This is a genomic window from Vibrio sp. 1562 (assembly GCF_033340155.1).
Taxonomy (GTDB): Bacteria; Pseudomonadota; Gammaproteobacteria; order Enterobacterales; family Vibrionaceae; genus Vibrio; species Vibrio alginolyticus.
Genome location: NZ_JAWOVY010000365.1, coordinates 1 through 692, shown reverse-complemented (window position 1 = coordinate 692; position 692 = coordinate 1). Strand labels below are relative to the sequence as shown.

Genomic DNA, 692 nt, shown 5'->3' with positions numbered 1-692 from the left:
ATTTTTAAGAGCAACCCAGCCACCCGCGCAGAGTTTCTTCATGGTTTACGCTAGTCTAAGCGAAGTATAGATTTGAGAGAGGATGGCAACGTGCCATCCTTTTTTATATCTGAATCATGGGTAGGTGAGTTGCAATAAATAATATTTATGCAATTGTGTGTTGACAGTCACATTCGTTGCTCTTAGTATATGCGCCCAATGAACGGCTACAACGTGTAATCGTTTGTTTTGAAAAGAGATATCTCTCTAAGTTCAGCTGATCTCGGTCAGTTGTCTTTCTTTTTTTCTAATAATAGAAAGACAACAAATTTGAGACTTGGCATGACTACACAAAGCACTATCAGCACCTCTTCCATTTCCGCTCCTGCAACAGAAACCAGTTGGCAAAAGAAAGCCATGCTAAGTGTCGCGTTTTTGATGGCGACGACCTCTGTTGGCCCAGGCTTTTTGACTCAAACTGCTGTCTTCACGAACATCTACAAAGTCGACATGGCGTTTCCAGTATTGGCTTCGATCTTTATCACGTTTGGTATCGTGATGAACTTGTGGCGCATTGTGGGCGTTTCTGGCATGCGAATCCAAGACATTGCGAACAAAGTGGCGCCGGGTATGGGTTATGGTGTCGGTATTCTCCTTGCGCTTGGAGCTGTGGCGTTTAACTTTGGCAACGTAAGTGGCGCGGCATTAGGCAT

General features: G+C 44.4%; 1 pseudogene. It reads left to right on the top strand.

From position 1 onward, the window contains the following. Nucleotides 1-321: 321 nt before the first annotated feature. Nucleotides 322-692, top strand: a pseudogene (locus R7Z49_RS25210) (hypothetical protein); the annotation flags it as partial.